The sequence below is a fragment of the Burkholderia sp. Bp9004 genome (assembly GCF_003858025.1).
GTDB lineage: Bacteria > Pseudomonadota > Gammaproteobacteria > Burkholderiales > Burkholderiaceae > Burkholderia > Burkholderia diffusa.
Window position 1 is genome coordinate 108,777 of the sequence record NZ_QTQD01000012.1, and the last position, 25,102, is coordinate 133,878.

Genomic DNA, 25,102 nt, shown 5'->3' on the forward strand with positions numbered 1-25,102 from the left:
GTTCGTTAAGCTGGCGCAAGGTGCTCACTGAATAAAGGCGGACCTTTCATGAAACACATGCTGCTCGCGGCCATCATGCTGGCGTCGACGCTGGGCGTCGCCCGCGCGCAAACCCAGACCTTCCATTTTGGCGAGGGACAATCACAGCCGCGAGCCGCCGCGCCGACGGCACGGCCCGCGCCCACGCGCCCGCACGTGACGCCGCCACCGCATCAGCACCGGCGTGCGATCCACAAGCGGCGTCGTGGGCGGTCCGGGAAACCGGCACGCACGGGGCTCTACACGCACGCGTGATGCGATGCGCGTTGCGCGCGACAACGCACGGAACTGTCATGAACGCCCGGTATGATCGGCGCGGCGGCTTGCATGCCGTCGTGCCCGACGATCGGGCGACAGGCCGGCAACGCCGGTCGACCTACATTTCCTCCACGATTCAGCACCTGTTTTGCCGAACATGAATATCGGGCCGGATACCGTCGCCAGCATCAAGGAACGCGCCACGATCGTGTGCCGCCAGCGCAGCAGCGTGCTGCTGGTCGCCCGCACCGCGGCGCGCTGGTCGCTGCCGGGCGGCACGATCCGGCGCGGCGAGACGCCGCTGGAGGCAGCGCAGCGGGAACTGGCGGAGGAAACGCGGCTGGAGGGGCTCGTGCTCGACTATGCGGTGCAGTTCGGCGGCCTCACGAAGCTCCATCATGTGTTCGTGGCCGACGTGCCGAAACACCTGACGCCGCGCGCGAGCAACGAGATTGCGCGCTGCAAGTGGTTCGACGTCGAACAGCTCGAGACGCTGCGCGCCAGCGTGCCGACCCGCAAGATCATCGAACTGCTGCACCTCGACCGCTTTCCCGCGCTCGCGGACGGGCGGCTCCGCGAGCGCTGAACCGGCCCGCGCGGCTCAGGTGCGCAGCAACGGACCGGCCTTGCGCTCGAGCAGCGCGACCAGTTCGGGCTGCATGTACGCGTAGCGGTCGGGAATGTCGAGGCAGACGATCTTCTTGTGCTTCAGCCGGATGCCGAATCGCGCGGACAGCTTCGCCTTGTGTGCACGCTCCATCACGAACACGATCTCGGCCCATTCGAGTTGCTCGGCGGACAAGCGCGTCTGCGCGTCGGGCGCGAGGCCCGCGGAGTCGGTTTCGACGCCCGGCCACGCGGCGAACACCGCCTCGGCCGTGGGGCTGCGCAGCCGGTTGCGGCTACAGATGAACAGGGCCCGTGTCATGCCGGTGCACGGCGGCCGGATCGTCCGCTCGACCGTTCAACCCTGCGGAATCGTGCCGGGCCGCACGTAGGCCAGCATGTGCGGCACGTAGTCGGCCTTGCCGAGCTCGACGCCGTGATGGCGCAGGATCGCGTACGCGGCGATCGCGTGAAAGTAGAACTGCGGCAGCGCCCAGTCGCGCGCGTACTGTTCGCCCGTCATGTCGAACGCGATGCCGTTCGGCAGTTCGAGCGCGATCGGCAGCGCGGCGCCGCCATCGAGTGCGTCGGGCGCGAGTTCGCCGAGGAATGCGATCGTGCCGGCGACGATCCCTTGCGCGTCGCTCAGCGTGCCGGGCTGCGCGTCGGCATGCCAGCCGGCTTCCCGCAACGCCAGCAGCGCGTCCGGCAGCGCTTCGCCGCGCAGACGATAGACCGGTTCCATTGCCTGGAAGCACGAAAACCTCACCTGGGCGGCGAGCGGATACATGTCGGGCGCGAGCTTGAGCGTCAGCAATGCATCGGGCGCGCTGTCCTCGGCCTGCCGGTGCGCGGCGGCCTTGTCGAGCCACGCGGATTGCGCGCGCAGCATCTGGGTGAAGGTCGGAACGAGAAGTTGGGTCGGTGACATCCATGCTCTCCGATGAGGCGTTCGCGCCACGACATCAATGTCGGGGCGAATCCGTATTCTGCCGTAGCCGACGTTTCGACGCGACACCGGTGACGTGTCACGCGATCGACGCCCGGTATGTCACGGCTTGCCGTGGCGTGCCAGGAACCGATCGAATTGCGACGCGAACGTCTTGCCGTCGCGTACGCTGAACGGGGCCGGGCCGCCTGTATCGATGCCTGCACTGCGCAGCTGTTCCATCATCGCGCGAGTCGACAGCCGTTCCTCGATGTTCTCGCGGCTGAACCAGTTGCCGCGCGGGTCGAGCGCATGCGCGCCCTTGTCGAGGACGGCAGCTGCCAGCGGGATGTCGGCGGTGATGACGAGATCGCCGGCTTCCGCGAGTTCGACGATCCGCGCATCGGCCACGTCGAAGCCGGCCGGCACCTGCAACGCCTTGATGAACGGAGACGGCGGCGTGCGCAGGAACTGGTTCGCGACCAGCGTCACGCAGATCTCGGCACGACGCGCGGCGCGAAACAGCATGTCCTTGATGACGGCGGGACACGCGTCGGCATCGACGAGTACTTGCATGGCAGGCATTCCGGTGGGGAGAAAAGGCGATCATAGCGCAGCGCCGGCGATCGCCGCGCACGGCTGACCACGCGATCAGCCGGCCGGCCCGGGGCACAGTGATGCGGCCGTCATCCATTGCGCGTCCCATGCATCGGCGAGCCGTCTGCCCTGCCCGATTCGCACGGCCGCGTCGTCGAAGTCGACGAACACGACGTGATCGGCGGCCGTCGGTCTCGACGGCGTTTCGCGCGTGCGGCCGTCGGACAGTACCCATAGCCAGCGCTGCCGGTCCGGCGTACGCCGTGCGACGCCCGCGAGCAATTGCGCGGCGGCCGAGATGCCGTCGGCAAGCGGCGTGCCGCCGCCGCCGTCCACCGGTTCGAGCCAGCGCGCATTCCACCAGCGCGGCACGGCCGGGCCGAAGCGCCGCGCGGCGCCGTTGCCGCCGAAGCAGATCAGCGCGGTTTCCACGCGGTCGCGCGCGGCCTGATCGAAGTACGCGACGATCAGGCCTTTCGCGAGCGCGAGCCGATCGTGCGACAGCATCGACGCAGAACAGTCGAGCACGAAACAATGGAGTGCGCGCGGTGTGCCGGTCCGCTTGCGGAAACGCAAATGGTCGGCGTGCAGCGGGTCACCGCGTTTCGCGGCGAGCGTCGCCAGCCATGCAACCGCCGTGCCGGCACGCACCGTGCCCGGCACGCGCGTGGCAGCGCCTGGTTGCCATCGAGGACCGCGAACGGCGTTCGCGGCGGCGTCGGCTCGATGGCTCAGCGTTTTTTTAACGGCAGCGGCACCACGCTCTTCACGTCACGCAGTCCGACCGGCTCGGGCGGCAGGTAGCCCCAGTCGCCTTGCGCCGCAGTCGCGTCGTTTCGGGCCGCGCCTGGTGGAGGCTCGGGCTGCCGGCGCATATCCGGCGGCGTATCGTCGTCGCGGTTGCCGCCGGCCTCTGCATTCGACTGCGTCGCGCCCGACGACGGCGGCGTACCCGCATGACGCCGATGCCGCAGCACCGCGTCGGCCACACGTTCGACGTGCGACACCGTCACCGCGTCGGCCTGCTCCAGCGCCGCGAGCGCGCGCGCGGCGCGCAGCATCACGAGGTCGGCGCGCAGGCCGTCGACGGCCGCGTCGATGCACAGCGCGCTGACGCGCGCATGAACCGCATCGTCGAAATCCAGCGCCGACAACCGTGCCCGCGCCGCGTGAATCCGGTCGCCGAGTTCGCGCTGCGCGGCCGCGTGACGTGCACGAAACGCGTCCGGGTCGAGATCGAACGCGAGGCGCGCCTTCACGATCCGCTCGCGCTGCGCGGCATCGAAGCAGTTCTCGAGCTCGACCATCAGCCCGAAGCGGTCGAGCAGTTGCGGGCGCAGTTCGCCTTCTTCGGGATTCATCGTGCCGACCAGCACGAAGCGCGCGTCGTGCGCATGCGACACGCCATCGCGCTCGACCACGTTCACGCCGCTCGCGGCGACGTCGAGCAGCGTATCGACGAGCCCGTCGGCGAGCAGGTTCACCTCGTCGACGTACAGCACGCCACGATGCGCGCGCGCGAGCAGGCCCGGCCGGAAGCGCACGCCGTTTTCAGCGAGCGCATGTGCGAGATCAAGCGTGCCCGTGACCTGTTCGTCGCTCGCCGACAGCGGCAGCGTGACGAATGCCCCTTCAGGCAGCAGTTCGGCGAGCGCGCGTGCGGCGGTCGATTTCGCGGTGCCGCGCGGCCCGCTGACGAGCACGCCGCCGAGCGACGGGTCGATCGCCGCGAGCAGCAGCGCCCGCTGCAGCGGTTGCTGCGCGACCAGCGCTGCGAACGGGAATACCGCGCGGGCGCGATGCGTCGTCGGATCGGTCATCGCCGTCCTCCTTCCTGAAATTGTTCGCTGTCGAGCCAGACCGCTTCGATCCGCTCGCGATAGTCGCCCGGCTGCTGCCACAGCCCCCGCTGCATCGCTTCGACGAAGCGTTCGCAGATGCCGTGCAGCGCCTTCGGGTTGTGCCGTTCGAGGAACGCGCGCGTGTCGCCGTCGAACAGGTACGCGTCGGCGACGAGCGCGTACTGGTGGTCCGACAGCACGCGCGCGGTCGCGTCATAGCCGTACAGGTAGTCGACGGTCGCGGCCATTTCGGCCGCGCCCTTGTAGCCATGGCGTTTCACGCCGTCGAGCCATTTCGGGTTGACGACGCGCGAACGGATCACGCGCGCGATTTCCTCGCGCAACGTGCGCATCTTCGGCGCGACCGGGTTCGCATGGTCGCCGTGGTAGATGCTCGGCTGCTGCCCCGACAGGTGCCGCACGGCTGCCGTCATCCCGCCCTGGAACTGGTAGTAGTCGTTCGAATCGAGGATGTCGTGTTCGCGGCTGTCCTGGTTCTGCACGACGACGTCGATCGTCGCGAGCCGTTCGCCGAACACGTCGGGCGCGGCGTCGCCGGCGCTGTTCTGCGCGTACGCATGGCCGCCCCACTGGCGGTACGCATCGGCGAGATCGGCGTCGGTCTGCCAGCGGCGCTGGTCGATCAGGTCCTGCAGGCCCGCGCCGTAGCTGCCCGGCCGCGCGCCGAACACGCGCCAGCCGGCACGACGCCGCGCTTCGTCCGGCGCCACGCCCTGCTCGATCCATTTCGCGCGTTCGCGTTCGACGCGCGCGCGGATCGGGTTAAGTGCCTCGGGCTCGTCGAGCGCGGCAACGGCCTGCACGGCCGCGTCGAACAGGTGCATCAGGTTCGGGAAGGCGTCGCGGAAGAAGCCCGACACGCGCAGCGTCACGTCGATGCGCGGCCGGTCGAAGATCTCGATCGGCAGGATCTCGAAGTCGGTCACGCGGTGGCTGCCATGCGCCCATTTCGGCCGCACGCCGAGGAGCGCGAACGCCTGCGCGATGTCGTCGCCGCCGGTGCGCATCGTGGCCGTCCCCCAGACCGACAGCCCGATCGCGCGCGGATAGTCGCCGTGATCCTGCAGATGGCGTTCGATCAGCTGCTGCGCGGATTTCAGTCCGAGCGACCAGGCGGCCTGCGTCGGCACCGCGCGCGTATCGACCGAATAGAAGTTGCGGCCCGTCGGCAGCACGTCGGGCCGGCCGCGCGACGGCGAGCCGCTCGGCCCCGGCGGCACGAAGCAGCCGTCGAGCCCGCGCAGCAGCTGGCGCAGTTCCTCGCCGCCGCATGCGTCGAGTGCGGGCAGCAGCGTCGAGCGCACGCGTTCGAGCACGGCGCGCGTGTGCGGCCAGTCGCCGGGCGGCGTTGGGTCCGCATCGGCGCCGGTCGCGCCGGAAACAGTCGCGCACAGGCCGTCGAGCCAATGCTGCGCGAGCCGTTCGAGCCGCTCGCGCGTGTCGCCGGCGTGGCGCCACGGCGACGCGTCGAGCGCTTGCAGAACGGCCGGCCGCGGGCCCGTCCACGGTGCGGCCCAGTCGGCCGCGAGCGGATCGAAATCGTCGCCGAGCGCGAGATCGCGCGCGAGCGCGCCGATCAGCCCCGCGCGTTCGCCCTTGCCGTCGCCGACCGGAAAACGCGCGAGCGCGAGCAGTGTGTCCCGTCGCTGACGGTCGGTGGGGGACACCCCGAACACGTGCAGCCCGTCGCGAATCTGTGCTTCCTTCAATTCGCACAGCCACGCGTCGACGCGCGTCAGCAGCGCATCCTCGTCGCCCGCATCGCGCGGCGGCGACACGCTCAGTTCGTCGTGCAGCCGGTGTTCGGTGATCGTCGCGAGGATCGTCTTGCGCAGCAGCTTCGCGCGGCGCGCGTCGACCATCAGCGCTTCGTAGTATTCGTCGACCTGCCGTTCGAGATCCTGCAGCGGGCCGTAGTTTTCCGCGCGCGTGAGCGGCGGCATCAGGTGATCGATGATCACGGCCTGCGCGCGGCGCTTCGCCTGGCTGCCCTCGCCCGGATCGTTGACGATGAACGGATACAGATGCGGCAGTGGCCCGAGCGTCAGGTCGGGCCAGCACGCGTCGGACAGCGCGACGCTCTTGCCCGGCAGCCATTCGAGGTTGCCGTGCTTGCCGAGGTGGATGACCGCGTCGATGCCGAACGCATCGCGCAGCCAGAAGTAGAACGCGAGATACGCGTGCGGCGGCACCAGGTCCGCATCGTGGTAGCTCGCATAGTCGTTCTCGCCGCGCGAGCGCGACGGCTGGATGCCGACGAACACGTTGCCCGCGCGCCAGCCGGCAATCGTGAAGCGCCCCTGCCGCAGCGTCGGGTCCGCTTCGGGCGGGCCCCAGCGTGCGTTCAGCGCGTCGCGCACGGCGGCCGGCAGACGCGAGAAACGCGCGACGTAATCGGCCAGCGCGAAGCTCTGGAATGCGGGGCGCAACGCATGCACGGCCGGGTCGTTGGTGACGCCTTCGGTGAGTCGCGCGATCAGCGCGTCGCCATCGGCCGGCAGGTCGGCCACGGCATAGCCGGCATCGCGCAGCGCCGCCAGCACATGCAGTGCGGACGCCGGCGTGTCGAGCCCGACGCCGTTGCCGATCCGCCCTTCGCTTTGCGGATAGTTCGCGAGGATCAGCGCGATGCGCTTGTCGGCATTGTCGAGCGTGCGCAGCCGGCACCAGCCGCGCGCGAGCGCCGCGACGAACGCGATTCGTTCGGCGTCCGGCTGGTAGCGCACGACGTCGACTTCGGTGTGCGGACAACGATATGCCAGCCCCTTGAAGCTCACCGCGCGCGTGACGATGCGCCCGTCGACCTCGGGCAACGCGATGTGCATCGCGATGTCGCGCGCATGCAGCCCCTGGTTGTCGGCCACCCACGCGTCGCGGTTGCCGCCGGACAGGATCACCTGCAGCACCGGTGCATCGCCGGCGAGCACGTCGGGCTCGGGGCTGTCGATCGCGCCGGCCGCGAAAGCGGTGGTGTTCAGCACGAGCGCGACATCGTGCGTGTCGCACAGCTGCGTGATGACCTCGCGACTCACCGCATCCTTCAATGACGTCACCGCGATCGGCAACGGATTGAGCCCCTCGCGCACGAGCGCGTCGGCCAGCGCGTCGAACACCGCGGTGTTCGCGGCCTGCCAGTGCGCGCGATAGAACAGGATCGCGACGACGGGTGCGCCGGGCGTCCAGTGCGCCCGCCAGTCGTCGACGCTCGCCGGGTCGCGCGCCGGGTGGTACAGCGCGGCGGCCGGCAGCGGGCGCGGCAGCTCGGGCTCGTCGCCGAATCCGAGCGTATGGAACGCGATGCTGCGCAGCAACGCCTCGGCGTTGTGCCTTCCGCCTTCGCGCAGATAGCGCCACCACCGCCGGCACAGGTCGGGCGCGACCGTGCTCTTCGCGACGAGGTTCGGGTCTTCCTGCAGGTCGCCCGAGAACATCGCCAGCTGCTGCTTCCGTTTCGACGCGAGCGACACGGCCTGCTCGATCCCGTACGGCCAGTATGCTTCGCCGCCCAGATGATCGATCACGACCGTCTTCGCGTGACGCAGCACGTCGTCGACATAGAAATCGACCGACGCCGGCTGCCGCAGGAACGTGACGTTCGCAAGCCGCACGCTCGGAAAGCCGGCAGGCAGTTTCGGCACGACGCTGGCCAGCAGCGACAGCGTCGTGTCGGCCGAGCTCAGGATCACGATGTCGGCCGGCTGCTGGTCGATCCGGACGACGCCCTGCGTATCGTCGACGAACCCGCCCGGCGTGGTGCGCAGCAGATGCATCGCGCGTTACGCCTGTTGCAGGTCGGCCGCGCACGCGGCGTCGAACGCGCGCTGCAGCGCGGCCGCGTCGAGATCCTCGCCGATCAGCACGAAGCGGCTCGCACGCGCTTCGCCGTCCTGCCAGCGACGGTCGAAGTAGCTGTCGAAGCGTCGGCCGACACCCTGGATCACGAGCCGCATCGGCGCATCGGGCAGCGCGGCGAACCCTTTCGCGCGGTAGATCGTGTGCGTCTCGACGACACGCTGCAGCGCGGCGATCGTCGCTTCGCGCGTGCCCGCATCGCCCGACACCACCACCGAATCGAAATCGTCGTGATGGTGGTCGTGATCGCCGTCGTCGGCCGAGCCGTGATGGTCGTGCCGCAGGTGAATCGTTTCCTCCGACGCCGATTCGAGCCCGAGCAGCATCGCGACGTCCAGTTCGCCACGCGTCGCGCGCACAATCTTCACCTGCGGCGGGATTTCCTCGCGGATCGCGGCTTCGACCTCGGCAAACTGCGCGTCGGCGACGAGATCGGCCTTGTTCACGATCACGAGATCGGCGGACGACAGCTGGTCGGCGAACAGTTCGTGCAGCGGCGATTCGTGGTCGAGGTTCGGATCGGCGCGGCGCTGCGCGTCGACGGCCTGCGGGTTCTCGGCGAACTGGCCGCTCGCGGCGGCCGGACCGTCGACGACGGTCACGACCGCGTCGACCGTGAAGCTGTTGCGGATCGTCGGCCAGTTGAAGGCCTGCACGAGCGGCTTCGGCAGCGCGAGGCCCGACGTCTCGATCAACACGTGATCGATGTCGGCACGGCGCTCGACGAGCGCTTCCATCACCGGATAGAACTCCTCCTGCACGGTGCAGCACAGGCAGCCGTTCGCGAGTTCGTACAGCTGGCCCGACGCTTCGCCCTGCACGCCGTCTGCGTCCTCGCAGCCGATGCCGCAGCCCTTGAGGATTTCGCCGTCGATGCCGAGCTCGCCGAATTCGTTGACGATCACCGCAATGCGGCGGCCTTGGGCGTACTGCAGGATATGGCGCATCAGCGTGGTCTTGCCGCTGCCGAGAAAGCCCGTGACGATCGTGACGGGAAGCTTGCGTAAGGTCATGGTGGGTCCTGTGTCGAAAAGGGTGTCAGGCCGAGAGCGTCACGTCGATCTCGTCGTAGCGTTTGAGGCGATAGATCGCGGCCGACACGATCCAGCACGCGAGGAACAGGCCGATCACGACGTAGCCGAGCATCCCGAAATGCGATGCGACCATCGTGGAGAAATCCCAGACGGGTCCTTGCAGCGACAGTTTATCCGCGAGCAGCGCGAGCACCTCGATGCCGCCGATCAGCGCGGCGACCAGCACCGACACGAACGTGATCGTCATGTTGTAGTAGATCTTGCGGATCGGCCGCACGTACGCCCAGCGGTACGCGCCCATCATCAGGATGCCGTCCGTCGTGTCGACGAGCGTCATGCCCGCGGTGAACAGCACCGGCAGCACCATCACCGACCAGAACGACAGACCGCCCTGCACCTGCGTGGCCGAAATGCCGAACAGCGCGATTTCGGTCGCGGTATCGAAGCCGAAGCCGAACAGGAAGCCGACCGGATACAGGTGCCAGCTGCGCGACACGAGTCGGAACAACGGCCGGAACAGGCGGGCCAGCACGCCGCGCTGGTTCATCAGCATGTCGAGGTCGGCGTCGACGATCGTCTCGCCGCGGCGGGCCGCGCGAAACGTCCGGTAGACGGAGATCAGGATCAGCAGGTTGGCGGCCGCGAGCACCAGCAGGAAGAACGCCGACACGCTCGTGCTGATCACGCCGCCCCAGGTCTTCATGCTCTCGAAGCGCGCGAGCGACGCCGCGGTCAGCGCGACCACAACCGACATCACGATCACCACCGTCGAATGGCCGAGCGAGAAGAACAGGCCCGCGCCCAGCGGGCTGCGGCCCTCCTGCATCAGCTTGCGCGTGACGTTGTCGATCGCGGCGATGTGGTCGGCGTCGACCGCGTGGCGCAGGCCGAACACGTAGGCGAGCAGCGCGGTACCCAGCAGCACGGGCTGGTCGCGAAACGCGACGAAGGCCCAGATCCACGCGCCGACGTTGAATGCGACGAGCAATGAATAGATCGCGACGATTTTGCCGCGCAGCCCGGATGGGCTGTCGTTGAACAGGCGGAAGAACGAGTCGAGCATGATGCTCCTTTGCGAACGGTCGACATGGTGAATGCCAACACGGCCGTCGTCGGCCCCGCCTGTGCCGCTGGCCGTTCCTCGCCCCGGCCCGCGCGCGTGCTGCGGCTGACGGGTCGGCGGAGGAAGCGGGCAACGTTCGGGCGTCGGGCGTGCTGCGGCCGTGGACGATGCGCCGCCTCCCCGCGGCGCTGAACCCCACGTTCTGGCCGGTATCCGGGCTGACGAACACGCCGCTTCGCCTTCCCGGATGCGCGGCATCCAGTGGCTGTCGTCCGCATGCGGCAGGCATGCGGCGAAGCGGCGCTGCATCGCGCTGGGCGCGATGCGTTCGCTTACCGTTGCGGGGGCAGCACAGGTTGGCTCGACTGCGGTGCAGGCAGGCTCCCTGTTTCCCGTTTAACTGCGCGCGCCGGAGGAGCGCGCGCGAGCACCAAAACGCGTGCGAGTGTAGGCGGCGGTGCGGGGAGCGTCAAGGCGGAACGGGCCGCCTCGGCGCGTTCGGCACGGCCGCGGCATCGTGCCGGGGCGCTCGCGGCGCCCGCGGGGCGGGTTCGCGCGGGCCGACCGCTGTGCTATCGTATGCGCCGCGTTCGGTGCTCGCATGCGCATTTCCGCGCACGCAGTTAAACGGGAAACAGGAGGCGGAAGCCCGCCCGGCCTGTGCTGTCCCCGCAACGGTACGCCGCCCGCGCGCCGCGGTTCCCCCCGCACGCGCCCAGGCCGCCCGCGATGCCACTGCCCTTCAGCGGGCGGGAAGGCTGCGGTCTGGCAAGCGGCCAGCCCGGATACCGGCCGACGCAAGGGGCGAGCCCGCTGCTCGCCGAACGCCCGATCCGCGGGGGACGGATGGGGTGCGCTTCCCGCCCGCGTTCGCGCGGGCTTCGCCCGATCCATCATGCCTTGCCTGTCCGCCGGCCGCCGATGCGCCGCTCGCCGTCCCCTTTCCACTGCCACGACACGGTGTGCGCCGTGCCGCGTCCGATGAGCCGCGCCTGGCTCGTCGGCGCCGGCCCCGGCGACGCCGATCTGCTGACGCTGAAGGCCGTGCGAGCGATCGCCGCGGCCGATGTGCTGCTCGTCGACGACCTCGTGAACCCCGACGTATTGCGCCATGCGCGCGCGGACGCGCGCATCGAGCACGTCGGCAAGCGCGGCGGCCATGCGTCGACACCGCAGGAAGCGATCGTCGCCGCGATGCTCGCGCATCTGCGCGCAGGCCGCAGCGTCGCGCGGCTCAAGGGCGGCGATCCGTTCGTGTTCGGCCGCGGCGGCGAGGAGCTGCTCGCGCTCGGCGCGGCGGGTTTCCCGGTCGAGGTCGTACATGGCATCACGGCCGGTATCGCGGCCCCGGCCGCGCTCGGCATTCCGGTCACGCATCGTGGCGATGCGCAGGGCGTGATCTTCGTCACGGGCCACGGCGCGGGTGCCGACGAGCCCGACTGGCGCGCGCTGGCCGCGACGCGGATGACGATCGTGATCTACATGGGCATACGCCGGCTCGACGCGATCGTGGCCGCGCTGCGCGACGGCGGCATGCCCGACGACATGCCGTGCGCGGCGATCGAGAACGCGACGCGTGACGGGCAGCGGCACGTGCTCGCGACGCTCGACACCGTCGTCGAACGCGTGGACGCGACCGGTATCGGTTCGCCCGCGATCGTCGTGATCGGCCGCGTCGCGGCGCTCGCCGACGATCCGGCAGTGCGCGCGGCGCTCGGCGGCCGTGCATGATGCGCGTCGCGCTCGGCGTCGGTTTTCGCGCGGACGTGACGGCCGCGCAACTCGATGCCGCGATCCGCGCGGCGCTGGCGCACTACCCGGATGCCGAGCCGGCCATCGTCGCGACGCTTGCCGACAAGGCGCGTGCCCGGCCGCTGCGCACGCTGTGCGCCCGCCGCGGCTGGCCGCTCGTCGCGTTCGACGCGGCGCAGCTCGCGCAGTGCCCCGAGCCGGCATTGAGCGGTCCGTCGGCTGCCGCGCTCGCGCGTTTCGGCGTCGCGGGCGTGGCCGAGCCGTGCGCTCGGCTCGCGGCGCCGCGGGGCCGGCTGCTCGGCCCCAAATCCATCCTGGGCGGCGTGACGGTCGCGCTCGCCGGCCCGCTCTGAACACTTTGTTTCGCTTTCGACAGGACGATTCCCGATGAAGACCGATGCCGAATCCCATCAGCGGATGACCGAACGCCGCCGCGCCGGCCATGAAAAAAAGCAGGCCGCCGCCACCCAGGAAAAGGGCCTGCTGATCGTCAACACCGGTAACGGCAAGGGCAAGAGCACGGCCGCGTTCGGCATGGCCGTGCGCGTGCTCGGCCACGGCATGCGGCTCGGCGTCGTGCAGTTCATCAAGGGCGCGCTGCACACGTCCGAGCGCGACTTCCTCGGCGCGGTCGCGCAATGCGACTTCGTGACGATGGGCGACGGCTACACGTGGAACACGCAGAACCGCGACGCCGACATCGCGACTGCGCGCAAAGGCTGGGACGAGGCACGCCGGATGATCGAAAGCGGTGAGTACCGGATGGTGATCCTCGACGAGCTGAACACCGTGCTGAAGTACGAATATCTGCCGCTCGACGAAGTGCTCGCGACGCTCGTCGGGCGGCCGGATTCGGTGCACGTCGTCGTCACCGGCCGGCATGCGCCGGATGCACTGATCGATGCGGCCGACCTCGTCACCGAAATGCGGCTCGTCAAGCATCCGTACAAGGAGCAAGGCGTGAAGGCGCAGCCCGGCGTGGAGTTCTGAGCGATGCCGGCCTGCCCCGCGCTGTTCGTCAGCGCGCCCGCGTCCGGCCAGGGCAAGACGTCGGTGACGGCCGGCCTCGCGCGGTTGCACCGGCGGCTCGGCCGGCGCGTGCGCGTGTTCAAGACCGGGCCTGATTTTCTCGATCCGATGTTGCTCGAACGCGCGAGCGGCGCCCCCGTGCATGCGCTCGACCTCGGCATGGTCGGGGAAGCCGGCTGCCGTGCGCTGCTCGCCGATGCCGCACGCGACGCGGACCTGATCCTGATCGAAGGTGTAATGGGGTTGTTCGACGGCACCCCGAGCAGCGCCGATCTCGCGGTCGCGTTCGGCGTGCCGGTCGTCGCGGTGATTGCCGCGAAGTCGATGGCGCAGACGTTCGCGGCGATCGCGTTCGGGCTCGCGCGGTTCCGCCCCGAGGTGCCGTTTCACGGCGTGCTGGCAAACCGCGTCGGGTCGCCGCGGCATGCGGAACTGCTGCGGCAGGCGTTGCCCGACGACTTGCGCTGGCTCGGGCACGTGCCGGCCGATGCGGGCATCGCGCTGCCGGAGCGCCATCTCGGCCTGCACCAGCCGGCCGACATCGACGACCTCGATGCGCGGCTCGAGCGCGTGGCCGACGTGCTCGCGCAGACGGCGCTCGCCGAATTGCCGCCCGCGGTTTCGTTCGCGGCACCGGACGTCCGCGCCCCGCTGCCGCGTGCACTCGCCGGCAAGCGGATCGCGATCGCGCGCGATGCGGCGTTCTCGTTCATCTACCCGGCGAATCTGGCGCTGCTCGATGCGCTCGGTGCGCAGCTTCGGTTCTTTTCGCCGCTCGCCGACGAACCCGTGCCCCCCGATTGCGATGCGCTGTTCCTGCCGGGCGGCTATCCGGAACTGCATGCGGCGACGCTCGCGGCGAATGCCGTGACCGCGCGGACGATTCGCGCGCACGCGGCGGCCAGCCGGCCGATCGTCGCGGAATGCGGCGGGATGGTGTATCTGTGCGAATCGCTGACCGATGTGGACGGCTCGACGACGCCGATGCTCGGCCTGCTGTCGGGTCATGCGACGATGCAGCGCCGGTTCGCGGCGCTCGGGATGCAGCAGCTGGACACGCGCACCGGGCCGATGCACGGTCATACGTTTCATTATTCGCGGCTCGATACGCCGCTGGCACCGGTGGCGACCGCTGCGCGGCCCGACGGCGCGCCCGGCAGCGGTGAAGCCGTTTATCGCGCGGGCCCGATCGTCGCGACGTACATGCACATGTACTGGCCGTCGAATCCCGAAATGGCGGCCGCGCTGTTCGGCGGCACGGCATTCTGACGAAAAACCGTCGGATGCCGCGCAGCCGCGATGTCAGTGCCTTTCGCGGCCCGGCGCTTCCGAGCGCGAAGTCCGGATCACGGTGCCGTCGGGCGAGAAATGCGCATTGAACATCGCGTCGCCCGATACGCCGCCCTCGGCCCAGTGCCAGCTCCACACTTCTTCATGACTCAACGCGTATTGCGCGACCTCGGTCGGCTTGCCGAGCAGTTGCCGCACGTCGTCCTTCGACACCCCCGGCACGACCTTCGCGATGTTCGCCGCCGTCAGTGCCTGAGTGATCGACACGAGTCGGCCGTCCGGCCCGAAATCGAGCATGTACGTGCTCGTGCCGTACGGGCCGCGCGGATACTCGAACCGCTGCGAGCCGTCCTCGCCCTGCCTGACCATCTCGGGCTTGCCAGCCTGGCGCAGCACGTCCTCGGTCGTCGAGACGCCCGGCTGCAGATTGCCGAACGCCATCGGATCGGGCTTGATCGCATTCACCGCGTCAGCCACCTTCTGGTCGTCGCACCCGGCCGCCAGAACGCCGACCGCGCAAGCCGTCAGCACGGTCAGAAACTGTTTTCGCATGTCGTCCACACCTGTATTCATCGAGCCGATCCGGCGTCGCGCGCAGCGTAGCACGCGCACCGTGTCGTCGATGTCAAGGAGCGTCAAATCGGCGCGCATCCCGCGCGCCCGGTTTCACGGCCGCGCGGGTGTGCAACGGGCGGCGGCGCCCGCATCGATGTGCCGCGGCGTCACACCAGGAACGTCTCGGCCAGCTTGACCCAGTACGATGCGCCGGTCGGCAATGCCGCGTCGTTGAAGTCGTAACCGGGGTTGTGCACCATGCAGCCGCCCTCCCCGTCGCCATTGCCGATGATCAGGTAGCAGCCCGGCCGCTTCTCGAGCAGGAACGCGAAATCCTCGCTGCCGGTGAGCGGCACCATCCCGTCGATGAGGTTCGCCTCGCCGACCCACTCGCGCGCGACGCCGCGTGCGAACGCGGTCATCTCCGCGTCGTTGACGAGCACCGGGTAGCGGCGCTGGTAGTCGATCGTCGCGGTCGCGCCGAACACGGCCGCCTGCGCATGAACGACTTCCTTGATGCGCGTCTCGAGCAGGTCGCGCACCTCCGGCTTCAGCGCGCGCACGGACAGGCGCATCTGCGCGCGGTCGGGAATCACGTTCGGCGCCTCGCCCGCGTGGATCGCGCCCACCGTGACGATCGCCATGTCGAGCGGCGACACGTTGCGCGACACGATCGTCTGCAGCGCGACGACGATCTGCGCGCACACGACGACCGGGTCGATCGCCCGGTGCGGCACCGCGCCGTGGCCGCCGCGCCCCTGCACGTCGACGATCACGGTATCCGACGACGCCATGAACGGCCCCGGCAGGAAGCCGAACTTGCCCGTCGGGAAACCCGGCATGTTGTGCATCGCGAAGATCGCGTCGCACGGGAACTGCTCGAACAGCCCGTCGTCGAGCATTTTCTTCGCGCCGCCGAGCCCTTCCTCGGCCGGCTGGAAAATCAGGTTCAGCGTGCCGGAAAAGCGGCGCTCGCGCGCCAGGTGCTTCGCGGCCGCGAGCAGCATCGCCGTGTGGCCGTCGTGGCCGCACGCGTGCATCTTGCCGGGGATCGTGCTCTGGTACGGCAGGCCGTTCGATTCGTGGATCGGCAGCGCGTCCATGTCGGCGCGCAGGCCGAGGCGCTGCGTACCGTTGCCGACCTTCAGCTGCGCGACGACACCCGTGCCGCCGAGCCCGCGATGCACCGTATAGCCCCACGCCTGCAACTGCCCGGCGACGAGGTCGCTCGTCGCGAATTCCTCGAAACCCAGCTCGGGGTGGGCATGAATGCGGTGCCGGATCTCGATCATTTCGTCGGCGAGGCCTGCGGGGATCACGCTGTGCGTCACGGTGTCGTCTCCTGGGTTCCGTGGGGAATGTGCAGGCAAGGATAGTCGGTTGAACGGCAACCGAAAAGACAGAAAGTCGTCACGGCGACAACCTGAGGTTGCCTGCCAATCGTCGGGGCGCACGACGAATCGCACGGCGGAAGAAAACGGTCATGCGGGCGACTGTCGCCCGCGAGCGGGATTAGCGAGACTGCGTGTTCCGTCTCGATTTTTCATGTTGGAGTGCGCGTTGATCGCCGTTCGTCATTCCGGAATAATTCCGTCATATCAACTGGTTGAGCGTCTTTGTTCATTTTTTGACGGATGTACATTTTTTGCATACACTCGTGAAAAAGTGAACAAGCGATCCGCCCGATGCCCCAGCACGCCACCCTGCCGATAACGGAACAGCATGTGCTCGACGAAGCCTGTGCCGCGTTCGAACGCGCGACCCGGCGCTTCAACGCACGGCCCGTGCGCGTGCCGGCCGCATACCACGCGCATGCCGACGCGATGATCCGCTTCGGCATTGCCGGGCAAACATTCGAGATGCCGGTGGTTGTGAGCGTCGGCGTCGAATCGCTGCACGGCGCGCTCGCCGCGTTACGCCGCCGCGCTCCTCCAGCGTCCGCCGAGCGGCCGCTGATGCTGGTCGCGCCGTATTTATCGGCCGAACTGGCCGCCCGCCTGATCGAGCACGACATCCCGTTTATCGATACCGCCGGCAACGCGTGCCTGATCCAGCCGGAGGCGACGGTGATGATCTCCGGCCGGCCGAAACCTGCACGCACGCCACGCCGGCAGGCATCACGCGCGACGACGCCCAAGGGGCTCGCCGTGATGTTCGCGCTCGCGACGCAGCCGAGCCTCGTCACGCAACCGCTCCGGGCGATCGCCGCCGCGTCGGGCGTCGCGCTCGGCACGGTCAATCTCGCAATGGACGATCTGATCACACGCGGCCTCATCGCGCAGCGGCGCAACGGCGAACGCGCGTTTACCGACTGGCCGCGCTTCGTGCAGGAATGGGTCGCGCTGTACCCGAGCCGCCTGCGCGCGAAATTGCCGAGCCGGCGGTTTGCCGCGCTCGCGCCCGACTGGTGGCGCGGTTTCGATTTCGCGGCATTCGACGCGCGGCTCGGCGGCGAACCTGCGGCCGACCTGCTGACGCACGACCTGAAGCCGGCCGCGGTCACCGCCTATACGCACGGCGCCGTGTCGAACCGCCTGCTGCTCCAGGCGCGCCTGCGCCCGGACGAGCGCGGCGACGTCGAGCTGCTCGAAGCATTCTGGCCGCCGTCGCCGGCGCTCGACTGGCGCGAGCAGGACGTGCCGCTCGTGCCGCCGCTGCTGATCTACGCGGATCTCGTCTCGTCCGGAGACAGCCGCAATCTTGCCGCCGCCGAACACATCCATGACCGATACCTCGCCCACCCGCCCGCTTGAAGTCGACGCGCGCCGGCCGCTCGAGCCGGCGGCGGTCGCGTTGCTGCAGGCGGTCCGTGCGGCTTGTGCGCAGCTCGACGCGGCATTCGTCGTCGCCGGCGCGACCGCGCGCGACATCCTGATGTGGCATGTCCACGGCATCCGGCCGGTGCGTGCGACGCGGGACGTCGACGTCGCGGTGTGCGCGGTGAGCTGGCCGTTTCACGAACGGCTCGTCGATGCGCTCGTCGCGACGAAGCAATTCGCACGCGCGCCGAAGCATCAGCAGAAACTGCTGTTCGACAGCGGGACGCAAGGCTTTCGCACGGAGCTCGATCTCGTGCCGTTCGGGCCGCTCGAGGCGCCACCCGGCGAAATCGCATGGCCACCGGGCGGCGATTTCGTGCTGAACGTGCTGGGCTTTCAGGAGGCGGTCGATACGGCGCTGGTCGTGTTGATCGCGGCCGGCATCGAGGTGCCGGTGGCGAGCCTGCCGGCCCTTGCGCTGTTGAAGTTGCTCGCGTGGAAGGATCGGCGCGCACGCCAGAACAGCGACGCGTACGACCTGCTGTTCCTGCTCACGCATTTTCACGACGCGGGTAATCGCGAGCGGATCTGGGACGTCGCGCCCGACCTGCTCGAGCGGCACGGTTTCCAGCCTGAACTGGCGGCGGCCGCGCTGCAGGCGCGCGATGCAAGGCGGATTGCTTCGCGGCAAACGCACGATGCGATCCGCGCGCTGTTATCCGACGCAGCGATCTACGCGACGCTCGGACAGGATCTGCAGGCACGCGCGTTCGCGCTGCTGCCGGGCGAATTCAGCGATGACGCCGACCGGTATCTCGACGCATTCCGCGACGCCTTTCTCACCGATTCGCCCGTTCCCCGGACGTGACGTGCGGCCGCGCGACCGCAACGCCATCGCACATTCTCGGCCCTAGGCCGAGGCCGCCCAGTGTTCGAGCGACAACCCCGCGACGCGGCTGAATTCGCGACCATTGTTCGTGACGAGCACGGCACCGGCCGCGATCGCATGACCGGCGATCGATGCATCGTTCGCGCCGATCGGTGTCCCGCGTGTGGCAAGGTCGACACGAATCGCAGCCGCTGCATCGACCGCCGCGGTATCCCACGACAGCACGCCGTCCAGCCGCGCGACAAACGCCGTCACGAGTTCCGCATGCTTCGGCGATGCCTTTCTGCCGACCGCGCCGAATCGCATTTCTGCATAGGTAATCGCCGACACGACGATCCGGTGCTGCGCGTTGACGCACGATTGCAGCCCGGCCAGCACCGCGGGCGGCCGCTCGCGCATGATGAACGAACAGATGTTCGTATCGAGCATGTCGAGCGTGGTCACCGGCCCGACTCCGTTTGTGCGTCGCCATCCGTGCCGGACAGGTCGAAACGCCCGGCTTCGACGACAGCCGGGCGCTCGACGAGGAAGTCGGCATCGGCCAGCGGTTCACTCGCCAACGACAGCCAGGTCGGCCGCACCGGGCGCAGCAGGAGCGTGTCGCCCTCGCGACGGATCTCGAGTTCCGTCACGCCCTCGAATTCCATGTCCTTCGGGATGCGGATTGCCTGGTTACGAGCGTTCTTGAAAATGGAAACGGTGCGCATGAGCCACTCCATGGGAGTACGATGCGCCCACTCTAGACATATGCCGGCATCTGTCAACGTCGAGGCATGCGAGCCGGGGATTGCGCTTGATGCTGTTGCGGATGTGCTTGCCATGTCGTCACGACCTGTCTGCATTGAGGGAGCGATCCATTCTTCCTCATGCCGCCCGCCCGATCCCTATCCCGAACGGCCGATGTGTGCCCCCTTTCAAGTCGCGCGAAACGTCGACATGTGCGAATCGACGCATCGACACTTCGCGCGCCCATCCCGTCACGGCAACCGGAAAGTGTCGAAGAATGTTTCGCGCTCCATTACGGTGAGCGCCGCGCGCTTGTGCGGGAAGTCGAACTCCTTCAGCGTGTAGAACCCGAGCCGGTGCATGTACGCGATATGCCGCACGTGATCGACGCGCGGCTCGCCCACGAGCCGCTGCGTGCGCGGTTCGTCGACGAACATGTAGTGCAGCACCCCGCTCCACCACGCATGCAGCTTGCCCGCGCTCTGGAAGCGTGAATCGCCGATCAGCAAGTGCAGCCCGCGATCGTAGTCGTGCGCGTCGTAGAACGGCGCGAGCCGGTCCTCCTTCGCCCAGTAGAACTCGAAATAGCCGAACGGCGTATCGTCGAAATAGCCGATCATCGGATGCATGTGCGGGTCGGCGAGCCGCTCCGCGAGATAGGCGGCGTGTTCGTCGAGCGTGCCGCGCTGGTCCCAGAAATGCGCGACGCGATCGAGGTTCATCCAGTCGCTGAACAACTGCGCATGCGTAGCGATGTCGACGGTGCGCAGGCTGAACGTCATCCCGACCTGCGGCATGTAGCGTGAATAGATCTCGCCGGCCGGCGACGGCGGCCGCACCGGATGCCGGTGGCCGTTCGTGATCGTGTAGCGCAGCGGCATCCCGCCCGATGCGGGCGCCTTCAGCCACGGCTGCGGATTCTGCCAGAACGTCGCACGCGATGCGGCGAGGCGCAGCCGGTCGCCCGCGATCCGTGCGTCATCGATCACGCCGTCGCGCACCGCGCGCGCGACGTACGACGCGATAGCCGCCGGATCGGCGCCGCCAAGCGGCACCGACACCGTCGCCGCATCGTGCCGCGTTTCCGTATTGAACAGCGCAACGAACTCCGCGAGCAGCGCGGCCGGCGGATCGTCGGGCCGCCACGTGTCGAGCGTGCGCTCGGCGGCGGGCGGCTCCTGCCCGTGCGCGGCGCCGTCGAGTGCCGCGGCGACCTCGCCTTCGACGGCGTCCGCTTCCTTGTCGGCCGGTTTCGTCAGCGTGTCTTCCATCACAGTGCTCCCGCGTCGTGGCGATCGGCGAGGATGTGCAGCCCCCGCTCGAGCGCCGGAAACAGGCTGCGCTGGAAGTTGTTCCAGCGCAGTTCGAGAATCGTGTCGTCCGGCGCGATCGGCGTGTCGAGCACGTCGCAGATCACCTCGCCGGAATCGATGCCGTTGTCGACGTAGTGGAACGAAGCGCCCGTCATCGTCACGGGTTCGACGCGCGAGGTCGCGCCGGTCGCCCAGTCGACCCGTTCGCCACGCGCGCCGTGCAGCGCGTCGAGCGTCGCCCACGCACCGCGCCTCTGGTATGGCGAATCGTCGGCCGTGATGCCGGGGTGGATGTTCGCGATGCGACGATGAAAGCGCGCGCCGGGACGCACGAGCTCGTCGAGGATCACGAGCAGCCCGTCGAGCACGACCACGTCGGCGTCGAGTTCGAGCAGGCGTTCGAGCAGGCGGCGCTCGAACGCCTGCTTGCCCGTCACGCGCTCACGCGCGTCGCGCGGCAACCGGCGGTACGTCGATGCAATCGTGCAGAACAGTTCGTCGACCGGCCGGCCCTGCACGGTCAGCCCATCGGGCAGGATCCACGGGCGGCCGGGCGTGCGCGCGAAGCCGTAGTCTGCGACCTTCGCGCGGTCGGCCGGCGAGCCTTCGTCGTCGTCGACGATCACACCCTGGAGCGCATAGCGTTCGCCGAGCGACGAGTCATTCAGGCGCTCGACGAGGAATTCGAGCGGCGCCTTCATGTAGCGCGTGCCGCCCTGGTAAGCGACCGGCTGGCCGGCGCGATCGGCCGCGCCGTTGCGCAGCGACTGGATGTAGACGAGATTTTTCTTCGGCATGGAGGCGTCGTGGAAAAAGGCGGACGACGGCGCCGCGGCCCGCCCGCGCCGGCCCGATGGCCGACCGGCGTGCCGCGGCGCGCGGCGTCACCAGTTGTATTTCGCGGTGGCGATCACCGTGCGGTCGGTACCGAAAATGCAGACGCTCGTCGACTGGCAACCGCTGATGTAGTGGCGGTTGAACAGGTTCGTCCCGTTCACGGCAAAGCGCCAGTTGCGTGTGTCGTAATGCACGCCCGCGTCGAACAGCGTGTAGCTCCCGACCGTCAGCGAGTTGTCCGCCGCACCGGCCGACGCACTTTGGTAGCGCACGCCGCCGCCCAGGCCGAAGCCCGTGAGCGGCCCCGTGTGCCACGTCCAGTCCGCCCACAGCGACGCCATCTGACGCGGCCGCGGAATGTCGACCGGCCAGTTGTTCAGCGATGCGTCGTTGGCCTTCACGTTCTTCACGTCCTGGTAGACGTAGGACGCAATCAGCGACAGGTTCCGCGTGAGCTTGCCGGTCGCGTTCAGCTCGATCCCGCGCGAGCGCACCTCACCGGTTTGGACCGACGTCGTGCCGGACGGATCGAGATTGAGCGGCGTCGACGTGAGCACGTTGGTCTGGTTGATCTGGTAGATCGCCGCGCTCAGCATCAGGTTCTTGCCGGGCGGCTGCCAGCGCAAGCCGGCCTCGATCTGCTTGCCGCGCGTCGGCTGCGGCAGCCCGCCGCCATACAGGTTCACGCCGATCAGCGGGTTGAACGACGTCGCGTAGCTGATGTATGGCGACAACCCGTAGTCGCCCTGGTACGTGAGGCCCACGCGGCCGGTGAACGCCGTGATGTCGGCCTTCGACTGCGTGCCGCCCTCGCGGTCGTCCATCCGCTGGTTCACCCAGTCCTCGCGGCCGCCGAGCGTCAGCGTCCAGCGATTCCACTTGACCTGGTCCTGCACGTACAGCCCGAACGTGTTCATCGTCGTGTACGTGTTGGTGCGGTACGTGGTGTTCGGCGGCGAGAACACGGACAGCGTGACCGGCGTATAGACCGGGTTGTAGATGTTCAGCGTCGGTGCGGCGGCCAGCCATTCGCTGTCGGTAGCGGTCTGCCGGTTGTACTGGAAGCCGAGCAGCAGCGTGTGCTCGAGCGGCCCCGTGCCGAAGCGGCCCTGCAGGTTGTTGTCGATGTCGAAGCGGCTGTAGTTCGTCTGGAACACGCCGGCCCAGCGGTTGATGTCGGTCAGGCTGCCGTCGGCGAAGCCCGCGCCGAACACGGAGCCGTTGTCGAGCGACAGGTGCATCCAGCGCACGTTCTGCCGGAACGTCCACATTGCGTTCAGGTTCCGCTCGAACTGGTAGCCGAGCGACCACTGCTTCTTGCGGTAGTAGTTGAAATCCGGGTCTCCGCCATAGACGTCCTTGTCGAGCTGCCCGTTCGGGTTCGGCAGCACCGTGCCCTGCGCCGGCAGGAAGTTCGACGAGATGTCGCCCCAGTCCTGCAGATACGTGGCGGACAGCGTCAGCGACGTATCCGCGTCCGGGCGCCAGCGGAACGATGGCGCGAGCGCGACGCGCTGGTCGTTGTTCGGGCCCGTCAGCGCGTTGCCGTCGCGGGCGACGCCGACGAACCGGTACGCGTACTTGCCATCCGCGTCGAGCTTGTCGCCGACATCGATCATGAACTGCTTGCGCGCGTAGTTGCCGAACTGCACGCCGGCTTCGCGCACGCGCTCGCCGTCGGCCGTCTTGGTCTGCACGTCGATGATCGCGCCCGGGTCGCCGGCACCGTACAGCACCGACGTCGGCCCGCGCAGCACGGTGATGCTGTCGATCATGTACGGATCGACGCGCCAACTCGACAGGTTCAGCGTGTTCGGCACCTGCAGGCCGTTCACGTACGCGGTCGGCGTGAAGCCGCGCAGTGCCGCGTACCAGTCGGAGCGGTTGTCCGAGCCGTACGACGAGAAGCCCGGCACGTAGCGCAGCGCCGCGTTCACGTCGGTCGCGCCGGTCATCTCGATCTGCTGCGCGGTGACGACGTTGATCGTCTGCGGGATTTCGTTGATCGACGTATCGGTCTTGGTGCCGGTCCTGCTGCGCTTCGCGACGAGCCCGACCGTGCCGTCGCCCTCCGAGCCCGCGTTGACGTTGATCGCCGGCAGCGTGCCGGACGTCGCGCCGTTCTGCACATTGCCGGCCGACGCGGCGGCGCCTGCGTTCACGGCCGGCGCCGTCTGCGCGTATGCGTGCCCTGCCGCCATCCCGAACGCCACGCTCGCCGCGGCTGCGATCGCACGCACACGCGTGCCTGTTGCCCACTCCATCTTTCTCTGCTCCACTTTTCCGATGCGGTCTCCGACCGCGCCTTTGTCAAAGAGCGAAAGCCATGCGGCCCGCGCTCGCCCCGTCTTGATGTCGTTGTTCATGCAGTGCCCGGGCCGCGCCATCGTCATCGGCGGGCGCGGCCCCTTCTTCGAGCGACGCGCAGATCTCGTCCGCGCGGCGCGCCAGGACCGACAGCAGCGTGTCGGACAGGCCGTGGCTGTCTTCGCAGCAGCCTTGCAGGTAGATGCGCGGCGTGAAGTGCCCGGGCGTCGCGAGCAGGTAGTCGCGCGTGACGTCGCCGCGCGTGAGCGCATCGCCCAGATGCGGCGCGAGCCCTTCGAGCAGCGTCGAATGCGTGTCGCGCCGGTAGCCGGTCGCGAGCACGAGCGCGTCGAAGCGTTCGACGCGCGTCGCGCCGTTCATCCGGTCGCGCAGCGTCAGCTCGATGCGGCCGTCGGCGGTGCGCACCGCGGCCTCGATCGCGCTGTTCGCGAGCAGCGCATGGCGCGGCGTGCCGTCGATGCGCTGCAGGTACAGCATTTCGTAGATCTGCTCGATCAGCGGCCGATCGACCACCGCGTAGTTGGTGTCGCGATAGCGCTCGAGCAGCGCGCGGCGCGCGTCGTGCGGCTGCGCGTAGACGACGTCGGTGAACTCGGGGCTGAAGATCTCGTTGACGAACGGGCTGTCGTCGGCCGGTTTCAATGCACCTGCCCGCATCACGAGGCTCGCGTCGACGTGCGGGAAACGGCGCGCGAGGTCGATGAACACCTCGGCCGCGCTCTGCCCCGCGCCGATCACCGCGACGCGGCGGCGCTCGCCGTCCGGCGCTGCGACCAGCCGGTCGATGTCGGTCAGGTAGGATGACGAATGGATCACGCGATCGCGGCCGAGCGCGGCGAACGCGTCCGGCACCGCCGGCGTGCCGCCGACGCCGACCGACAGCGCGCGCGTCACGCGCTGGCGCTCGCGGCCGGCCGCATCGCGCGACAGCACGCGCAGCGCGTCGATCCGCGCGCCGTCGCCGCGCACGGGCTCGATCGCGGTGACGGTTTCGCTGTAATGGACGTGCTCGTCGAACGCGTCGGCGACCCAGCTCAGATAGTCGTGGAATTCGATGCGGGTCGGATAGAAGTTCTTCAGGTTGACGAATTCGTTCAGCCGGCCGCGTTCGAACAGGTAGTTGATGAACGTGTAGCGGCTCTTCGGATCGCGCATCGTGACGAGATCCTTCAGAAACGAGATCTGCATCCGGCAGTCGTCAAGCAGCATGCCGCGGTGCCAGCCGAATTCCGGCTGGCGTTCGACGAAGCAATGCGCGAACGGGCGCGTGCCGTTGCGTTCCGCGAGGCGCACGGCCAGCGCCAGGTTCGACGGCCCGAAGCCGACGCCGATCAGGTCGAATACGGTTTCTCTCTGCATGTCTCTCAGCTCCCTTGTCGGTGAAT

At 68.7% G+C, this 25,102-nt stretch carries 24 protein-coding genes and 2 riboswitches; of the genes, 8 read left to right on the top strand and 16 right to left on the bottom strand.

Going from position 1 to position 25,102, the window contains the following annotated elements; translation table 11 throughout:
- Positions 1–48: 48 nt before the first annotated feature.
- The gene (locus DIE08_RS15805) at positions 49–294 is read left to right on the top strand and encodes a hypothetical protein (protein ID WP_059606767.1); all 246 of its coding nucleotides are present in this window, start codon (positions 49–51) and stop codon (positions 292–294) included.
- A 160-nt stretch (positions 295–454) separates the two neighbouring features.
- Positions 455–883, top strand: coding sequence for an NUDIX hydrolase (locus tag DIE08_RS15810; protein ID WP_124902441.1), 429 nt, complete (start codon positions 455–457; stop codon positions 881–883).
- A 15-nt stretch (positions 884–898) separates the two neighbouring features.
- On the opposite strand, the gene DIE08_RS15815 is transcribed toward DIE08_RS15810, so the two are convergent.
- The 8 genes from DIE08_RS15815 to DIE08_RS15850 all read right to left on the bottom strand — a co-directional run bounded on the left by DIE08_RS15815 (position 899) and on the right by DIE08_RS15850 (position 10,239).
- Positions 899–1,225 carry a low molecular weight protein tyrosine phosphatase family protein gene (locus tag DIE08_RS15815; RefSeq protein ID WP_059683377.1) on the bottom strand — a complete coding sequence of 109 codons (327 nt, stop codon included), beginning with the start codon at positions 1,223–1,225 and terminating at the stop codon, positions 899–901.
- 36 nt (positions 1,226–1,261) lie between these two features.
- A complete protein-coding gene (locus DIE08_RS15820) occupies positions 1,262–1,834 on the bottom strand; it encodes a DUF1993 family protein (RefSeq protein ID WP_124902442.1) in 573 nt (190 codons plus the stop codon).
- Positions 1,835–1,954: 120 nt separating this feature from the next.
- Entirely contained in the window at positions 1,955–2,407 is a 453-nt protein-coding gene (locus DIE08_RS15825; RefSeq protein ID WP_124902443.1) for a YaiI/YqxD family protein, read from the bottom strand.
- A 75-nt stretch (positions 2,408–2,482) separates the two neighbouring features.
- Entirely contained in the window at positions 2,483–3,091 is a 609-nt protein-coding gene (locus DIE08_RS15830; RefSeq protein WP_124902444.1) for a VWA domain-containing protein, read from the bottom strand.
- A gap of 68 nt (positions 3,092–3,159) precedes the next feature.
- Positions 3,160–4,248 carry an ATP-binding protein gene (locus tag DIE08_RS15835; protein ID WP_124902445.1) on the bottom strand — a complete coding sequence of 363 codons (1,089 nt, stop codon included), beginning with the start codon at positions 4,246–4,248 and terminating at the stop codon, positions 3,160–3,162.
- A complete protein-coding gene (gene cobN / locus DIE08_RS15840) occupies positions 4,245–8,060 on the bottom strand; it encodes a cobaltochelatase subunit CobN (RefSeq protein WP_124902446.1) in 3,816 nt (1,271 codons plus the stop codon). The genes DIE08_RS15835 and cobN overlap by 4 nt, the downstream gene beginning before the upstream one ends.
- A 6-nt stretch (positions 8,061–8,066) precedes the next feature.
- Positions 8,067–9,155, bottom strand: a complete 1,089-nt coding sequence (gene cobW / locus DIE08_RS15845) for a cobalamin biosynthesis protein CobW (protein ID WP_124902447.1) — start codon at positions 9,153–9,155, stop codon at positions 8,067–8,069.
- Positions 9,156–9,180: 25 nt separating this feature from the next.
- Positions 9,181–10,239 carry a HoxN/HupN/NixA family nickel/cobalt transporter gene (locus DIE08_RS15850; protein WP_124626179.1) on the bottom strand — a complete coding sequence of 353 codons (1,059 nt, stop codon included), beginning with the start codon at positions 10,237–10,239 and terminating at the stop codon, positions 9,181–9,183.
- A gap of 186 nt (positions 10,240–10,425) precedes the next feature.
- Positions 10,426–10,689, bottom strand: a riboswitch (cobalamin riboswitch).
- Between the two features lie 124 nt (positions 10,690–10,813).
- Positions 10,814–11,051, top strand: a riboswitch (cobalamin riboswitch).
- A 109-nt stretch (positions 11,052–11,160) separates the two neighbouring features.
- Here DIE08_RS15850 and cobA point away from each other — a divergent pair.
- Genes cobA through DIE08_RS15870 form a run of 4 tightly spaced genes read left to right on the top strand, consistent with a single transcriptional unit; the run spans position 11,161 to position 14,289 of the window.
- A complete protein-coding gene (cobA, locus tag DIE08_RS15855) occupies positions 11,161–11,970 on the top strand; it encodes a uroporphyrinogen-III C-methyltransferase (protein ID WP_185715868.1) in 810 nt (269 codons plus the stop codon).
- Entirely contained in the window at positions 11,967–12,344 is a 378-nt protein-coding gene (locus tag DIE08_RS15860) for a cobalamin biosynthesis protein (RefSeq protein WP_059606744.1), read from the top strand. The genes cobA and DIE08_RS15860 overlap by 4 nt, the downstream gene beginning before the upstream one ends.
- Before the next feature lie 34 nt (positions 12,345–12,378).
- A complete protein-coding gene (cobO, locus tag DIE08_RS15865; protein WP_059524395.1) occupies positions 12,379–12,981 on the top strand; it encodes a cob(I)yrinic acid a,c-diamide adenosyltransferase in 603 nt (200 codons plus the stop codon).
- Positions 12,982–12,984: 3 nt separating this feature from the next.
- Positions 12,985–14,289 (top strand): cobyrinate a,c-diamide synthase, encoded by a 1,305-nt coding sequence (locus DIE08_RS15870; protein WP_124902449.1) that lies wholly within the window; start codon positions 12,985–12,987, stop codon positions 14,287–14,289.
- 33 nt (positions 14,290–14,322) lie between these two features.
- Here the strand turns inward: DIE08_RS15870 and DIE08_RS15875 are convergent, their stop codons facing one another.
- Positions 14,323–14,862 (bottom strand): hypothetical protein, encoded by a 540-nt coding sequence (locus tag DIE08_RS15875; RefSeq protein WP_124902450.1) that lies wholly within the window; start codon positions 14,860–14,862, stop codon positions 14,323–14,325.
- A gap of 170 nt (positions 14,863–15,032) precedes the next feature.
- Positions 15,033–16,196, bottom strand: a complete 1,164-nt coding sequence (locus DIE08_RS15880; protein ID WP_124902451.1) for a M20 aminoacylase family protein — start codon at positions 16,194–16,196, stop codon at positions 15,033–15,035.
- A gap of 354 nt (positions 16,197–16,550) precedes the next feature.
- Between DIE08_RS15880 and DIE08_RS15885 the strand changes: the two genes are divergently transcribed.
- Both DIE08_RS15885 and DIE08_RS15890 read left to right on the top strand, forming a co-directional pair.
- Positions 16,551–17,618, top strand: a complete 1,068-nt coding sequence (locus tag DIE08_RS15885; RefSeq protein ID WP_124902452.1) for a type IV toxin-antitoxin system AbiEi family antitoxin — start codon at positions 16,551–16,553, stop codon at positions 17,616–17,618.
- Positions 17,587–18,492 carry a nucleotidyl transferase AbiEii/AbiGii toxin family protein gene (locus tag DIE08_RS15890; protein WP_124902453.1) on the top strand — a complete coding sequence of 302 codons (906 nt, stop codon included), beginning with the start codon at positions 17,587–17,589 and terminating at the stop codon, positions 18,490–18,492. Before DIE08_RS15885 ends, DIE08_RS15890 begins: the two co-directional genes overlap by 32 nt.
- Before the next feature lie 42 nt (positions 18,493–18,534).
- Here the strand turns inward: DIE08_RS15890 and DIE08_RS15895 are convergent, their stop codons facing one another.
- The 6 genes from DIE08_RS15895 to DIE08_RS15920 all read right to left on the bottom strand — a co-directional run bounded on the left by DIE08_RS15895 (position 18,535) and on the right by DIE08_RS15920 (position 25,076).
- Entirely contained in the window at positions 18,535–18,957 is a 423-nt protein-coding gene (locus DIE08_RS15895) for a PIN domain-containing protein (RefSeq protein WP_124902454.1), read from the bottom strand.
- Positions 18,954–19,220, bottom strand: coding sequence for a type II toxin-antitoxin system VapB family antitoxin (gene vapB / locus DIE08_RS15900; RefSeq protein ID WP_124902455.1), 267 nt, complete (start codon positions 19,218–19,220; stop codon positions 18,954–18,956). Before vapB ends, DIE08_RS15895 begins: the two co-directional genes overlap by 4 nt.
- Positions 19,221–19,490: 270 nt before the next feature.
- Positions 19,491–20,510 (bottom strand): GNAT family N-acetyltransferase, encoded by a 1,020-nt coding sequence (locus DIE08_RS15905; protein ID WP_124902456.1) that lies wholly within the window; start codon positions 20,508–20,510, stop codon positions 19,491–19,493.
- Complete coding sequence (locus DIE08_RS15910; protein ID WP_059683350.1) at positions 20,510–21,349, bottom strand: formyltransferase family protein; 840 nt, start codon at positions 21,347–21,349, stop codon at positions 20,510–20,512. Before DIE08_RS15910 ends, DIE08_RS15905 begins: the two co-directional genes overlap by 1 nt.
- An 87-nt stretch (positions 21,350–21,436) precedes the next feature.
- Positions 21,437–23,653 (bottom strand): TonB-dependent siderophore receptor, encoded by a 2,217-nt coding sequence (locus DIE08_RS15915; protein ID WP_124902457.1) that lies wholly within the window; start codon positions 23,651–23,653, stop codon positions 21,437–21,439.
- A 46-nt stretch (positions 23,654–23,699) separates the two neighbouring features.
- Entirely contained in the window at positions 23,700–25,076 is a 1,377-nt protein-coding gene (locus DIE08_RS15920; protein WP_124902458.1) for a lysine N(6)-hydroxylase/L-ornithine N(5)-oxygenase family protein, read from the bottom strand.
- Positions 25,077–25,102 lie beyond the last annotated feature (26 nt).

Excerpts from the sequence above, each read along its gene's own strand:
- DIE08_RS15870 (WP_124902449.1), top strand. The coding sequence starts at position 12,985 with ATGCCGGCCTGCCCCGCGCTGTTCGTCAGCGCGCCCGCGTCCGGCCAG.
- DIE08_RS15910 (WP_059683350.1), bottom strand. The coding sequence starts at position 21,349 with ATGCCGAAGAAAAATCTCGTCTACATCCAGTCGCTGCGCAACGGCGCG.
- vapB (WP_124902455.1), bottom strand. The coding sequence starts at position 19,220 with ATGCGCACCGTTTCCATTTTCAAGAACGCTCGTAACCAGGCAATCCGC.
- cobN (WP_124902446.1), bottom strand. The coding sequence starts at position 8,060 with ATGCATCTGCTGCGCACCACGCCGGGCGGGTTCGTCGACGATACGCAG.
- DIE08_RS15820 (WP_124902442.1), bottom strand. The coding sequence starts at position 1,834 with ATGTCACCGACCCAACTTCTCGTTCCGACCTTCACCCAGATGCTGCGC.
- DIE08_RS15905 (WP_124902456.1), bottom strand. The coding sequence starts at position 20,510 with ATGGAAGACACGCTGACGAAACCGGCCGACAAGGAAGCGGACGCCGTC.
- DIE08_RS15890 (WP_124902453.1), top strand. The coding sequence starts at position 17,587 with ATGACCGATACCTCGCCCACCCGCCCGCTTGAAGTCGACGCGCGCCGG.
- DIE08_RS15815 (WP_059683377.1), bottom strand. The coding sequence starts at position 1,225 with ATGACACGGGCCCTGTTCATCTGTAGCCGCAACCGGCTGCGCAGCCCC.
- DIE08_RS15860 (WP_059606744.1), top strand. The coding sequence starts at position 11,967 with ATGATGCGCGTCGCGCTCGGCGTCGGTTTTCGCGCGGACGTGACGGCC.
- DIE08_RS15810 (WP_124902441.1), top strand. The coding sequence starts at position 455 with ATGAATATCGGGCCGGATACCGTCGCCAGCATCAAGGAACGCGCCACG.
- DIE08_RS15825 (WP_124902443.1), bottom strand. The coding sequence starts at position 2,407 with ATGCAAGTACTCGTCGATGCCGACGCGTGTCCCGCCGTCATCAAGGAC.
- DIE08_RS15875 (WP_124902450.1), bottom strand. The coding sequence starts at position 14,862 with ATGCGAAAACAGTTTCTGACCGTGCTGACGGCTTGCGCGGTCGGCGTT.
- cobA (WP_185715868.1), top strand. The coding sequence starts at position 11,161 with ATGCGCCGCTCGCCGTCCCCTTTCCACTGCCACGACACGGTGTGCGCC.
- cobW (WP_124902447.1), bottom strand. The coding sequence starts at position 9,155 with ATGACCTTACGCAAGCTTCCCGTCACGATCGTCACGGGCTTTCTCGGC.
- DIE08_RS15915 (WP_124902457.1), bottom strand. The coding sequence starts at position 23,653 with ATGGAGTGGGCAACAGGCACGCGTGTGCGTGCGATCGCAGCCGCGGCG.
- cobO (WP_059524395.1), top strand. The coding sequence starts at position 12,379 with ATGAAGACCGATGCCGAATCCCATCAGCGGATGACCGAACGCCGCCGC.
- DIE08_RS15805 (WP_059606767.1), top strand. The coding sequence starts at position 49 with ATGAAACACATGCTGCTCGCGGCCATCATGCTGGCGTCGACGCTGGGC.
- DIE08_RS15920 (WP_124902458.1), bottom strand. The coding sequence starts at position 25,076 with ATGCAGAGAGAAACCGTATTCGACCTGATCGGCGTCGGCTTCGGGCCG.
- DIE08_RS15835 (WP_124902445.1), bottom strand. The coding sequence starts at position 4,248 with ATGACCGATCCGACGACGCATCGCGCCCGCGCGGTATTCCCGTTCGCA.
- DIE08_RS15885 (WP_124902452.1), top strand. The coding sequence starts at position 16,551 with ATGCCCCAGCACGCCACCCTGCCGATAACGGAACAGCATGTGCTCGAC.
- DIE08_RS15850 (WP_124626179.1), bottom strand. The coding sequence starts at position 10,239 with ATGCTCGACTCGTTCTTCCGCCTGTTCAACGACAGCCCATCCGGGCTG.